This window comes from Laedolimicola ammoniilytica (assembly GCF_025567165.1).
Taxonomy (GTDB): Bacteria; Bacillota; Clostridia; order Lachnospirales; family Lachnospiraceae; genus Laedolimicola; species Laedolimicola ammoniilytica.
On the sequence record NZ_JAOQKC010000013.1, the window covers coordinates 70,341 to 82,747 of the forward strand.

Here is a 12,407-nt window from a genome sequence, read left to right on the forward strand (position 1 = left end):
AGGAGGACGGCATTATGAATATCACAGAAATCAAGGGCGGCGTCACTGCGGCAAAGGGCTTTGAAGCAGCAGCAGCGGCGGCAGCCATCAAGTACCAGGGACGGACTGACATGGCCTTGGTATACAGCGAAAAGCCCTGCCATGCGGCGGGCACCTTCACCACCAACCTGGTCAAGGCAGCCCCGGTGAAATGGGATCAGAAGATTGTAAAGGAGTCTCCCTATGCCCAGGCAGTCATTGTAAATTCCGGTATCGCTAACGCCTGCACCGGCGAGGAGGGCATGGGCTACTGTAAAGAGACCGCAGAGGAAGCAGCCAAGGTTCTGGGCGTTCCGGAAAATGCCGTTCTGGTGGCGTCCACCGGCGTCATTGGCATGCAGCTTCCCATGGATCGCCTGAAAAAGGGCATCAGCCTTTTAAAGGAAGCCAAGGGCAGCACCCTGGAGCACGGAACCGCAGCCTCCAAGGCGATTATGACCACCGATACGGTCAATAAGGAAATCGCGGTCCAGGTGGAGCTGGGCGGTAAGACGGTAACTGTAGGCGGTATGTGCAAGGGCTCCGGCATGATTCACCCGAATATGTGTACCATGCTGGCCTTCGTGACCACCGACGCGAATATTTCCAAAGAGATGCTGCAGAAATGCGTAAGCAATGATGTAAAAGACACCTTCAATATGATTTCCGTGGACGGCGATACTTCCACCAACGACACCCTGTTGGTGCTGGCCAACGGCATGGCAGAGAACCCGGAGATTACGGAAGAAAACGAGGATTACAAGGTGTTTGCAAAGGCTCTGAATACAGTCAACACCTGGCTTGCGAAAAAGATGGCCGGCGACGGCGAGGGCGCGACGGCTCTGTTCGAGGTAAAAATCGTGGGAGCTGAGAGTAAGGAGCAGGCCGTGATCTTAAGTAAATCCGTAGTCACCTCCAGTCTGGTTAAGGCGGCCATCTACGGTCACGACGCCAACTGGGGCCGTATCCTGTGCGCCATGGGATATTCCGGAGCGCAGTTTGATCCGGAGAAGGTGGATCTGTTCTTCGAGAGCGCGGCCGGAAAGCTTCAGATTATTGAAAATGGCGTGGCAGTGAATTACAGCGAGGAGGAAGCCACGAAGATCCTCTCCGAGCCGGAGGTTACAGCCATTGCGGACGTGAAGATGGGCGACGCCACAGCCACCGCGTGGGGCTGCGATCTGACCTATGATTATGTGAAAATCAACGCGGATTACCGTTCTTAAGATACAGAGGAGTAGAAGATTATGAGCAGAGAAGAAGAGATGAACACCTACCTGGAGAAAGCCAGGGTTCTCATTGAGGCCCTTCCCTATATCCAGCGGTTTAACCGGAAGATTATCGTAGTGAAATACGGCGGAAGCGCCATGGTGGACGAGAACCTGAAGCGGAGCGTCATTCAGGACGTGACCCTGCTGAAGCTGGTAGGCTTTAAGCCCATCATCGTACACGGCGGCGGCAAGGAGATCAGCCGCTGGGTGGGCAAGGTCGGCATGGAGCCCAAATTCATCAACGGCCTGCGGGTTACGGATCAGGAAACCATGGAAATCGCGGAAATGGTACTTGGAAAAGTTGGAAAAAGTCTGGTACAGCTGGTGGAGGAGCTGGGCGTCAAGGCAGTGAGCATCAGCGGCAAGGACGGCGGCCTTTTGAAGGTGGAGAAGAAATACTCCAAGGGCGAGGACATCGGTTTTGTAGGTGAGATAACGGAGGTAGATCCCCAGCTTCTTTACGATCTGCTGGAGAAGGATTTCCTGCCCATCGTGTGTCCGGTGGGCCTGGATAAGGACTTCAACACCTACAACATCAACGCGGACGACGCGGCCTGCGCCATTGCCCGGGCGGTCCATGCGGAGAAACTGGCGTTTCTGACTGATATCGAGGGCGTCCGCAGGGATCCGGAGGATCCGAAGACCCTGATTTCCGAGCTTCATGTAAAAGAGGCCCGGCAGCTGATGGCAGACGGCAATATCGGCGGCGGAATGCTTCCGAAGCTCCAGAACTGCATTGACGCGGTTGAAAACGGGGTATCCCGGGTACATATCCTGGACGGCCGCATGGCCCACTGCCTGCTTTTGGAAATCTTTACCAACAAAGGAATCGGAACCGCCATTCTGGGCGAAGGAGAGGAACAGTATTATGAAGGAAAATAAAGAGGCGATTATCAAAGAAGCAGAGGAGAGCGTACTCCATACCTACAACCGCTATCAGATTGTACTGGATCATGGAGAGGGCGTGTATCTCTATGATAATGAAGGAAAGAAATATCTGGATTTCGCAGCGGGTATCGCGGTACAGGCTCTGGGCTATCATTACCCGGGCTACGACGAGGCGTTGAAGGCCCAGATCGACAAGCTGATGCATACCTCTAACCTGTATTACAATGAGCCGGCCGCAGAGGCAGCCGACAAGCTGGTGCGCATGAGTGGCATGAGCCGGGTATTCTTTACCAACAGCGGTACCGAGGCCATCGAGGGAGCCCTGAAGGCGGCCCGCAAATACGCATGGCTTAAGGACGGCAGAAACGATCACGAGATCATTGCCATGAACCATTCCTTCCATGGACGGAGCATGGGAGCCCTCTCCGTCACCGGCAATGAGAAATATCAGGCGCCCTTCCGTCCTCTGATCGGCGGCATCCGCTTCGCCGATTACAATGATCTGGATAGCGTAAAGGCTCAGTTCAATGAGCATACCTGCGCGGTAATTCTGGAGACCATTCAGGGCGAGGGCGGCATCTATCCGGCTACAGAGGAGTTCCTGAAAGGTGTAAAGGCTCTCTGCGAGGAGCACGACGCGCTTTTGATTCTGGATGAGATCCAGTGCGGCATGGGCAGGAGCGGCTACCTGTTCGCATGGCAGGAATATGGCGTGAAGCCGAACATCATGACCTGCGCCAAAGCCCTTGGCTGCGGTGTTCCGGTGGGCGCTTTTGTGCTGGATGAGAAGACAGCTTCAGGCTCTCTGGTACCGGGCGATCACGGCACCACCTACGGCGGCAATCCCTTTGTCTGCGCGGCGGTTTCCAAGGTGCTGGATATCTTTGAGCAGGACGCAATCGTGGATCATGTAAAGGAAGTTGGCGCATATCTTGAGGAGAAACTGGACGCCCTGGTGGAAAAGTACGACTGCATCGCAGCCCGCAGAGGCAAGGGACTGATCCAGGGACTTGTAATCCAGGGTAGACCTGTGGGAGAAGTTGTGTTAAAATCTATGGATGAGGGTCTGATTGTGATCACAGCCGGAAGCGACGTGCTGCGTCTGGTTCCGCCCCTTGTTATCACAAAGGACCATGTAGACGAAATGGTTACGAAGCTTGAAAGGGCTTTGGTGAAAGGTTAGGATTTTACACACATGAGACATACGATTTATCGCAGAGCCATCGCCATCCTGGTGGTTCTGCTTGTATTTGCGCAGATGGGCCAGGTGGCTTTTTCTTATCATCAGAAGCAGAAGGAGGCGGCGGAGGCCGGACAGGATACGGAGCAGAAAGCGTTGACCCTGTGGTACACCGATGAGAAGCTGAATGGTTATCTGGTGCAGGCGGCGGCTGATTATAAGGAGCAGACCGGCGTGGATGTGACATTGCAGCTTGTCACGGCGGTGGACTATATCGAGCATATCAATACGGCCAGTATCTCGGATCTGGGCGGCCCGGATCTTTTCGTGGTATCCAGCGAGCTTCTGGAAAAAGCCCGTCTGGCAGGACTGACCGTGGAAAATGACAGCTTTACGGAACGGGAGCTTTCGAAGAATTTCCCGACGAAGGCCATCGACGCGGCCACCTGCGGCGGAAAGCTCATGGCGTACCCCTTCTATTTTGAGACCTGTTTTCTGCTGTACAATAAGAATTACGTAGACAGCGCCCCGTCCACCATCGATGAGATCCTGGATTACGCGGACAATTATGAGGCGACGGAGGCCACAGAAAAAGTGGAGAATATCTTCAAATGGAATGTGGCGGATATTTTCTCCAACTTCTTCTTTATCTCAAATTATGTAAACCTTGGCGGCGAGACCGGAGATGACCCGACACAGGTTTCTCTGGACGCCCAGGAGGTCAAGGACTGCCTGGCTTATTACCAGAGTCTGAATGCCTTTTTCGCCATTGACGCGGATGAGGTGACCACCGACAATGTATTGCAGGAATTTATTGACGGCAAGACGGTGTACACCATTGCGAAGACTGACGCCATCGCGCAGATTGACGCGGCGGACGGCGGTTACTTCTACGGCATTGCAGAGGTACCGAACCTGACTGACGAGCTGTCCACCAAGGGGCTGTCTGTCACCAATTCAGTGGTGGTGAACGCCTACTCCAAGGAGCGCGACACGGCAAAGGATTTCGCCCGGTTCGTGACCTACGACAAGGCGACAGAGCTGTACACTATGTCCGAGAAAATGCCGGTGCGTCTGGGTGTAAATTACGAGAACCCGGAGATGTCCGTGCTGCTTACTCAGTATGAAAATTCCGTGGAGGTTCCGAAACTGACAGATTTAAGCAATTACTGGATCGAGATGGAGATCGCTTTCGCGAACATCTGGAAGGGCAATGACGTGGATACGGAAGTGGATTCTGTGACCCGGAAAATCATGTCCCAGCTCCAGGCTGCGGAATAGAACGAAAGATACGATGCATAAGCAAATCCAGTCATGGAAAGACTAACTTTACTGATAGATTAGGAAAGGAAGTTTTTGCCATGATTGGATTTTTTATTGCCCTGTTGTCCGGGGCATTGATGAGCGTGCAGGGAGTATTTAATACGGAGGTCACCAAGGTGAGCAGCATGTGGACTTCGGCGGCCTGGGTGCAGTTGTCGGCCCTTATTACCTGCCTCATTGCCTGGGGCCTGACCGACCGGAAGAACCCGCTGACTGTTTTTCAGGTGACGCCTAAGTACATGCTGCTGGGCGGCGTCATCGGCGCCTTTATTACTTTTACCGTGATCAAAAGCATGGACGCCCTGGGTCCTGCGAAGGCCGTGATGCTGATCGTTATTGCCCAGCTTCTGGTGGCCTATCTCATCGAGCTGGCAGGATTTTTCGGCGTGGAAAAGGCCGATTTCTCCTGGAGGAAGGTGATTGGCATGGCCGTAGCCATCGTGGGCGTCGCGGTGTTTCAGTGGGAATAAACGGCGGAAAAAAGAACTTGTATTCTTGACGAATCTCCGCTAAAATGAAGGTAGTCTGTATCGGAGGGGACCCCGCTTTTTCAGAAAGGCGGAAAAAATGAGATATCGACGGAAGTATCAAATCAGACTCTGGGTGGCGGTGCTGATTCTGCTGGCCGGTCTCACCGGCTGCCGGAAAAAGACGGCGGTTTATGACAGCGCGGCGGAGGAGATTACGACAGAGGCAGCAGAGACAGAGACGACCGGGGAAGAGAAGGCGGCGTCCATCTGGGTCTATGTCTGCGGTGAGGTGCGCGATCCAGGAGTCTATGAATTGCCTGAGGGCAGCCGGATCACCGACGCGGTGGAGGCGGCCGGAGGTATGACCGGGGACGCGGCAGAGACCTATCTGAATCTGGCGGAAACCCTGTCGGATGGACAGAAGATCGAAGTGCCCTCGGTGGAAATGGCGGAAGCCTTAGAAGAGGCTGCCGCGCAGGACACGTCGGGGTTAGTGAATCTGAACCGGGCCACGGAAGCGGAACTTATGACGCTTTCCGGGATTGGCGAATCCAAGGCAAAAGAGATCATCCGCTATCGGGAATCCAGGGGCGGATTTCAGAAGCCGGAGGATTTGATGAATATTCCGGGCATCAAGGAAGGCGTTTTTTATAAAATCAGAGACCAGATCACGGTCTGAGAAAAGATGAGGCAGGAAGCATGGGAAAGAAAGTATTAGTAGTCGACGATGAGAAACTAATTGTGAAGGGACTCCGGTTCAGCCTGGAGCAGGACGATATGGAAGTGGACTGCGCCTACGATGGCGAGGAGGCCCTGGAGTATGCCAGATCGAAGGAGTATGATATCGTACTTCTGGATGTGATGCTTCCAAAGTTGGACGGCTTTCAGGTCTGCCAGCAGATTCGCGAGTTTTCCAATATGCCGATTATCATGCTGACGGCCAAGGGCGATGATATGGATAAGATTCTGGGCCTGGAGTACGGCGCGGACGATTACATCACGAAGCCCTTTAACATTCTGGAGATCAAGGCCCGCATGAAGGCCATCATGCGCCGGGTGGGTGGCACGGAAAAGGAGAAAAAGGGCAAGGTGGTGGAGACCGCGGATCTGAAGCTCGACCTGGACAGCCGCCGTCTCTTTATCAGCGGCCGGGAGATCAATCTGACGGCCAAAGAGTTCGACCTGCTGGAGCTGATGGTGCTGAATCCGGGTAAGGTCTACAGCCGGGAGAAACTGCTGAATACGGTCTGGGGCTATGAGTACCCGGGCGATGTGCGGACCGTGGACGTCCATATCCGTCGGCTTCGCGAAAAGATCGAGTCCAATCCGAGCGAGCCGAAATACGTACATACGAAGTGGGGTGTGGGTTATTACTTCCAGGCATAAGATTGTATTTACATATTTCCGGAGCCTGAAGTTCCGGATTCTGCTGGTGCTGCTGGCGGTGAGCTGGGTTCCCATGATTCTCATGTCGGCCAGTATTCTGAAGAGTTATCAGGATCGGGCCATCGCTGCCCGCAGTACGGAGGTGCAGAATCAGTGCATGATTCTGTCCAACCAGTTATTGAGCTATAATTATATGGAGGATCCCTCCACGGAGCTGATTGACGGAGAACTGGCCCAGCTGTCCAGCCTCTATGACGGGCGTATCATCATCATTGACCAGGATTTCCGTGTCATCAAGGATACCTATGGACTGATCGAAAATAAGTACGTGGTGTCTGAGGAGGTCATCCGCTGCTTTAAGGGCGAGACCACGAACCAGCTGTCGGAAAAGCGGTTCATCGAAATGACAGTGCCGGTGCGTGCCGGGGACTCCAACAAGGTGCAGGGCGTGCTGCTGGTCAGCGTGTCCACGGACAGCATCTGGGACAGTCTGGATGCCCTGACGAACAATGCCTGGGTGTTCACCCTGGTCTACGGCATTCTGGTGACGGTGGCGGCGATTCTGCTGTCCCACCTGCTGGTGCAGCCTATCTGCCGGATTATTGCAGGGCTTCATGAGATTTCCAGCGGTCATTCCAACGAGGATCTGATGGTGAAAACTTACGCGGAAACAGTGCAGGTATCCGAGGAGTTCAATAAGATTGTGACCCAGATGCGGGCCCTGGACGAATCCCGGCAGGAGTTTGTATCCAACGTGTCCCATGAGCTGAAAACGCCGCTGACCTCCATGAAGGTACTGGCGGATTCCCTGCTCACCCAGGAGGAGGTGCCAAACGAGCTCTACAAGGAGTTCATGGGCGATATTGCCGAGGAGATCGAGCGGGAAAATAAGATCATTACCGACCTGCTGGCTTTGGTCAAGATGGATAAAAAGGCGGCCAGCCTGAATATCGAGAAAAAGGATATCAACGATCTGCTGGAGCTGATCCTGAAACGGCTCCGGCCCATCGCGGCAAAGAAGAATATAGAGGTGGTTCTGGAGAGCTTCCGGCCCGTGACGGCGGAGGTGGACGAGAGCCGCCTGACACTGGCCTTTACGAACCTGGTGGAGAACGCCATCAAGTATAACAAGGAAAATGGCTGGGTGCATGTGTCTCTGGACGCGGACCACAAGTTCTTTTATGTGAAGGTCATGGATTCCGGCCAGGGTATTCCCGAGGAATCTTTGGACTACATCTTCGAGCGCTTTTACCGGGTGGATAAGTCCCATTCCAGCGAGATAGATGGAACGGGCCTGGGTTTGGCCATCGCTAAAAGCGCAGTGCTGGTTCACAAGGGCGCGATCAAGGTGTCCAGCGAGCTGGGCGTGGGAACCACCTTCTCGGTGCGGATTCCGCTGAATTATATTGCCTGAGACAGGAGCATGCAGATGAAAGAAAGAGGAAAAAAGAAGATCCGACTGTGTGGGGTTCTGAGTCTACTGCTTTTTCTGACACTGTTTAGTGGCTGTAAAAAAAAGGAAAAAACAGAGGCGAAGACCGACGAGGGCGGATATCAAATCTATTATCTGAATAAAGACGAGACTGCTACAGCCACGGTGAGCTATCAGCCGAAAGCAAAAGATACGGATGCCCTGATTCAGGAGCTGCTGGAGAAGCTTGCGGAGACGCCCGAGGGCGGTTCCATGGAGGCAGTGCTGACGGACAGCATCTTCGTGACGGACTACGCGTTGGAGAGCGGGCAGCTGAGCCTGTATTTTGATCCGGCCTACAAGGATATGAACGGGATTCGGGAGATCCTCTGTCGCTCGGCGGTGGTGCGGACCCTCTGTCAGATCCCGGATGTGGAATATGTGTCCTTTCTGATCGGGGACAGCCCGCTGATGGATTCGGAAAAAAATCCGGTGGGGCAGATGAACGCGGACAGCTTCGTGGAGAATACCGGCGACGCCATCAACGAGGAGACCGTCACCACATTGACCTTGTATTTCGCCAATAAGACCGGGGACAAGCTGGTGAAGGAGAAGGTCAATGTGACTGGCAGCAGCAACATTTCTGTGGAGAAGCTGGTGGTGGAGAGCCTGATTCGGGGCCCGGTGTCCAAGGATATGGATTACCCGACCCTGCCCTCCGGTACGAAAATCTTAAGTATCTCTACGAAAGATGGAATCTGTTATGTAAACCTGAACGAGGGTTTCCTGGAGCAGGGCTACAACGTAACAGAGGCTGTCACTATCTATTCCATTGTGGATTCCCTGACGGAGCTGTCAGGAATCGTCAAGGTGCAGATTCTGGTCAATGGAGAGACAAATCTGGTCTATAAGGAGAGCATGAGGCTGGATACCATTTATGAGCGGAATCTGGATATTATTGAGCAGGAGTAACTATTCAGGACAGCCCGAAGCACGAGCTGCTGAGGGCGTATGACAATGATTCAGGAGTGCAAAATCCCATCGGCGAAGCCGATTCTCATGGATTTTGCATTCGTAACTGTGAAGGTACTGAACAGTTATGAGCAGGAGTAACTATTCAGGACAGCCCGAAGCAAGTTGGCCCTGAAAAAATATGATTTGGAGTGAATGTTTATCATAAAACGGCCGTTATGTCTGGCAGCATTGGGTTTGGCCCTGGTGCTTCTGTGCCTTCCGGCGGATCTCTGGATAAAGGATCCGCCGGCGGAGCGGGAGCGCCCGCCGGTTCTCACGGGCATCATCTGCCATATGGAACCGGACGGCATGACAGTCTGGCTGACAGACACCAATTATCCGGATACCGGGATCATCCTGGTATCCTTCGAAGCCGAGACCTCATTTTCTATCGGCAATACCATACTTCTCGAGAACAATTATAAAATACGGGAGCCGGAAACCCCATCCAATCCGGGGCAGTTTGACGCGCGGCTCTATTATCAGACAAAGGGAATCGGGCTTTTGTGTTACGCCAGAGAGGCGGAGCTCGTGCGGGACGATGTGCGTCCGTTATCACAGCTTCTGTACGAGTTGCAGAAAGCCTTCAGCGACCGCATTCGGCGGCTTTTCCCGGAGGACAAAAGCGGCGTCCTGGAAGCCATGCTTCTGGGAAATAAGACGGATCTGGAGGCAGAGACCAGGAGCCTGTACCAGAAAAGCGGTATGTCCCATCTGCTGGCCATCTCGGGGCTCCATGTGTCCGTGTTCGGCATGAGCCTCTACCGTTTTTTACGGAAAATCGGCGGTTCCTTACGACTTTCGGGAACGGCGGCCCTCCTGGCGGTGCTGCTTTACGGCGGCCTGACCGGGATGGGGACCTCCACCTGCCGGGCGGTGGTGATGTTTATACTCCTGATGGCGGGGGAGATGCTGGGGAAGAGCTATGATATGTTGACGGCTCTGGCTTTCGGGGCGATTCTGCTGCTGATCCGGCAGCCGTTGTATGTGCGGAGCGCTTCATTCCTGCTGTCCTTTGGGGCGGTTCTGGGCATCGGACTGATTTTTCCGGTGTTGAAAATGCTGTTTTTGCCGAAGAAACGAAATCTGGCGAAACGAGTGGAGCCGTTGCTTCTGAGCCTGTCGATTCAGATGATGACCTTGCCCGTACTGGAATATTTTTACAATGAAATTCCGCTCTACGGGATCCTGCTGAATCTGGTGGTAATACCACTGATGACGGTGGTGATGTTCGCGGGAATTCTGGCGCTGGCCGTCAGTTTCCTGTCTGTGGGAGCGGCGCAGGCGCCGGTATTTCTCTGTACCGTGATTTTGGAGCTTTATGAGCGGCTGGGGAGCTTTTCTCTGGGGCTGCCGGGGGCGGTGTTCACCTGCGGACAGCCCAGGATGTGGCAGATGGCGGCGTATTACATAGGGCTGGCAGGCTTTTTAATCTGCAGGTATCGGATCGGGGAGCAGAAGAAACGGCGGCTGGGACGAATCGGGGATCCGGATCTCCGGGAGGAGGAAGCACAGAAAGCAGAGCCCCACCGAAGACTCCGACAGACGGGGAGCGCGGTGGGGCTGGCGATGCTGGTGGTTTTTCTGACACTGCGTCTGCATTCCGGCCTGCGGCTGGTGATGCTGGACGTGGGGCAGGGTGACGGAATCTACCTGCGGACCGCGGCCGGAACGACGATTCTGATTGACGGCGGCAGCACCAGTGTGACGAAGGTGGGAACCTATCGGATTCTGCCCTTTCTGAAGACGGAAGGGGTAGGAGAACTGGACTATGTAGTGGTGACCCATACGGATGAAGACCACATTTCCGGGATTAAGGAGCTGATCGAGGCGGCAGGGGAGCCGGGCGGGCTTCGCATCGGCACGCTCCTGCTGTCCGGGCGCTCCCTGGAGGAGGATAAAGGTCAGAGGCTGGTGGAAAAGGCCCGGGAAAATGGGATTGCCGTTGGGCGGATTGAGCGTGGGGCAGTCCTGCAGGATGACAGCGCAAGGCTTATCTGTCTGCATCCGGATGCTGGAACAGGTTACACAGATGTGAATGTGGCTTCGGTGGTGCTGGCTCTGAGCTACGGGGATTTTTCGGTTCTTTTGACCGGAGATCTGGAGGAGGCGGGAGAGCAGGAGATCCTGGAGCGGGAGCAGAAAAATAGTGAAAAGGTATGGCCACCGGACGGCTTCACAATTCTGAAGGCCGGGCACCACGGGTCGAAGACATCCAGCAGTGAAGCATGGCTGGGGAAAGTGAAGCCGCGCCTGACCCTGATTTCCTGCGGGAAGGATAACTCATATGGGCATCCCCACAAAGAGGCCCTGGAACGACTGGAAGCGGCGGGGAGTAAAATTTTGCAGACAACGGAGTGCGGTGCCATAATTGTAGAAAGCAATGGAAAAAACTTCCAAGTGCATGCTTTTCGAAAAATATTACTTACTATATTTCAGAATCAGTAATTCCACACTGAGCGTATCCGCGATCTTACCGGTCTTCACATCCTCCTCCGCCTGCACGCAGTCCTGCACGGCAGTCTTCAACTGCTCGGTGGTAAAGCTTTTGGCCTGAGCCATACATCTTCCGGCCACAAAGGGCGCGATCTTCGCCCGGGACGCAATGGCGGCCCGGTCATAGCCCTTGGCGGCCAGGCTCTTGACCAGCAGAAGCTGATGGAACTGGCGGGCGATGAGAAAGAGGATGCGCATGGGCGGCTCCTTTAGGGAGAGCAGATCGTAGTAGAGATTCAGCGCCTTCTTCTGATTCTTCTCGGCCAGCGCCCGGATCATTTCGAAGATCTGGCCTGTGGTCTGCACCGTGCAGATCTCGTTCACATCCTGGGTAGTGATGACATCCCGGCCTTCCGTATAGGAAAGCAGCTTTTCCAGCTCCATGGCGATGTTCTCCATATCGGTGCCGGTGTGCTCCAGAAAGAGCTGCAGGGTGGCCTCCGTAATTTTACGGTTTTCTTTTTTTAAGGTACCGAGAATCCATTTCATCAGCGTGCGCTCATCCTGGGTCTGGAATTCAGTGATCCGGCCCTGCTTCTGGATGGCCTTGTAGAGGCGGTTTCGCTTGTCTACCTCGGTTTCCACAAAAAGGATGCAGGTGGTGTCGGGCATTTTCGGCAGATAGTCGGCCAGCTCGTCGCATTTATTCTTGAAAAAGCCGCTGTCCTCGATGAGAATCAGCCGCCGGTCGGCGAAAAAGGGCAGGGTGTCCGCCAGACTGATAATCTCCGCCGGGACAATATTCTTTCCCTCGAAGCGGGAAAAATTCATGGTATCGGACGGGTCACAGAGAGCCCGGGCCAGTCGGTTCTTATACTGGTTGCGCAGATAAGCCTCTTCCCCGCAGAGCAGGTAGGCCGTCTTAAAATTACCATTTTTGATATCTTCTGCCAGCATTTTCATACGCGACACCTCATTTCCATAAAAATACAGGAAAGAATCCCGCTAAG

11 protein-coding genes are annotated in these 12,407 nt (G+C 54.2%); 10 read left to right on the plus strand and 1 reads right to left on the minus strand.

Annotated elements, in window-relative coordinates; all coding sequences use genetic code 11:
* The first annotated feature begins 14 nt into the window (after window positions 1-14).
* The 10 genes from argJ to OCV63_RS10790 all read left to right on the plus strand — a co-directional run bounded on the left by argJ (window position 15) and on the right by OCV63_RS10790 (window position 11,409).
* The gene (gene argJ / locus OCV63_RS10745) at window positions 15-1,244 is read left to right on the plus strand and encodes a bifunctional glutamate N-acetyltransferase/amino-acid acetyltransferase ArgJ (RefSeq protein WP_331485544.1); all 1,230 of its coding nucleotides are present in this window, start codon (window positions 15-17) and stop codon (window positions 1,242-1,244) included.
* Between the two features lie 21 nt (window positions 1,245-1,265).
* A complete protein-coding gene (gene argB, locus OCV63_RS10750) occupies window positions 1,266-2,171 on the plus strand; it encodes an acetylglutamate kinase (protein WP_158363800.1) in 906 nt (301 codons plus the stop codon).
* A complete protein-coding gene (locus OCV63_RS10755; RefSeq protein WP_158363801.1) occupies window positions 2,158-3,360 on the plus strand; it encodes an aspartate aminotransferase family protein in 1,203 nt (400 codons plus the stop codon). Before argB ends, OCV63_RS10755 begins: the two co-directional genes overlap by 14 nt.
* 12 nt (window positions 3,361-3,372) lie before the next feature.
* The gene (locus OCV63_RS10760; protein WP_158363802.1) at window positions 3,373-4,638 is read left to right on the plus strand and encodes a sugar ABC transporter substrate-binding protein; all 1,266 of its coding nucleotides are present in this window, start codon (window positions 3,373-3,375) and stop codon (window positions 4,636-4,638) included.
* 80 nt (window positions 4,639-4,718) lie between these two features.
* A complete protein-coding gene (locus tag OCV63_RS10765; protein ID WP_158363803.1) occupies window positions 4,719-5,150 on the plus strand; it encodes a DMT family transporter in 432 nt (143 codons plus the stop codon).
* Window positions 5,151-5,247: 97 nt separating this feature from the next.
* A complete protein-coding gene (locus tag OCV63_RS10770) occupies window positions 5,248-5,829 on the plus strand; it encodes a helix-hairpin-helix domain-containing protein (RefSeq protein WP_158363804.1) in 582 nt (193 codons plus the stop codon).
* 20 nt (window positions 5,830-5,849) lie between these two features.
* Window positions 5,850-6,536 carry a response regulator transcription factor gene (locus OCV63_RS10775; RefSeq protein WP_158363805.1) on the plus strand — a complete coding sequence of 229 codons (687 nt, stop codon included), beginning with the start codon at window positions 5,850-5,852 and terminating at the stop codon, window positions 6,534-6,536.
* The gene (locus OCV63_RS10780) at window positions 6,511-7,950 is read left to right on the plus strand and encodes a sensor histidine kinase (protein WP_262670808.1); all 1,440 of its coding nucleotides are present in this window, start codon (window positions 6,511-6,513) and stop codon (window positions 7,948-7,950) included. The genes OCV63_RS10775 and OCV63_RS10780 overlap by 26 nt, the downstream gene beginning before the upstream one ends.
* Window positions 7,951-7,965: 15 nt before the next feature.
* Window positions 7,966-8,919 (plus strand): GerMN domain-containing protein, encoded by a 954-nt coding sequence (locus tag OCV63_RS10785; protein WP_262670809.1) that lies wholly within the window; start codon window positions 7,966-7,968, stop codon window positions 8,917-8,919.
* Between the two features lie 195 nt (window positions 8,920-9,114).
* Entirely contained in the window at window positions 9,115-11,409 is a 2,295-nt protein-coding gene (locus OCV63_RS10790; protein ID WP_158363807.1) for a ComEC/Rec2 family competence protein, read from the plus strand.
* Here OCV63_RS10790 and holA read toward each other — a convergent pair.
* Window positions 11,383-12,360: a DNA polymerase III subunit delta gene (gene holA, locus OCV63_RS10795; protein ID WP_158363808.1), complete on the minus strand. Its 978-nt coding sequence runs from the start codon at window positions 12,358-12,360 to the stop codon at window positions 11,383-11,385. The genes OCV63_RS10790 and holA overlap by 27 nt on opposite strands.
* Window positions 12,361-12,407: the final 47 nt, after the last annotated feature.

Excerpts from the sequence above, each read along its gene's own strand:
- OCV63_RS10770 (WP_158363804.1), top strand. The coding sequence starts at position 5,248 with ATGAGATATCGACGGAAGTATCAAATCAGACTCTGGGTGGCGGTGCTG.
- OCV63_RS10765 (WP_158363803.1), top strand. The coding sequence starts at position 4,719 with ATGATTGGATTTTTTATTGCCCTGTTGTCCGGGGCATTGATGAGCGTG.
- OCV63_RS10790 (WP_158363807.1), top strand. The coding sequence starts at position 9,115 with ATGTTTATCATAAAACGGCCGTTATGTCTGGCAGCATTGGGTTTGGCC.
- OCV63_RS10785 (WP_262670809.1), top strand. The coding sequence starts at position 7,966 with ATGAAAGAAAGAGGAAAAAAGAAGATCCGACTGTGTGGGGTTCTGAGT.
- argB (WP_158363800.1), top strand. The coding sequence starts at position 1,266 with ATGAGCAGAGAAGAAGAGATGAACACCTACCTGGAGAAAGCCAGGGTT.
- holA (WP_158363808.1), bottom strand. The coding sequence starts at position 12,360 with ATGAAAATGCTGGCAGAAGATATCAAAAATGGTAATTTTAAGACGGCC.
- OCV63_RS10775 (WP_158363805.1), top strand. The coding sequence starts at position 5,850 with ATGGGAAAGAAAGTATTAGTAGTCGACGATGAGAAACTAATTGTGAAG.
- OCV63_RS10760 (WP_158363802.1), top strand. The coding sequence starts at position 3,373 with ATGAGACATACGATTTATCGCAGAGCCATCGCCATCCTGGTGGTTCTG.
- argJ (WP_331485544.1), top strand. The coding sequence starts at position 15 with ATGAATATCACAGAAATCAAGGGCGGCGTCACTGCGGCAAAGGGCTTT.
- OCV63_RS10755 (WP_158363801.1), top strand. The coding sequence starts at position 2,158 with ATGAAGGAAAATAAAGAGGCGATTATCAAAGAAGCAGAGGAGAGCGTA.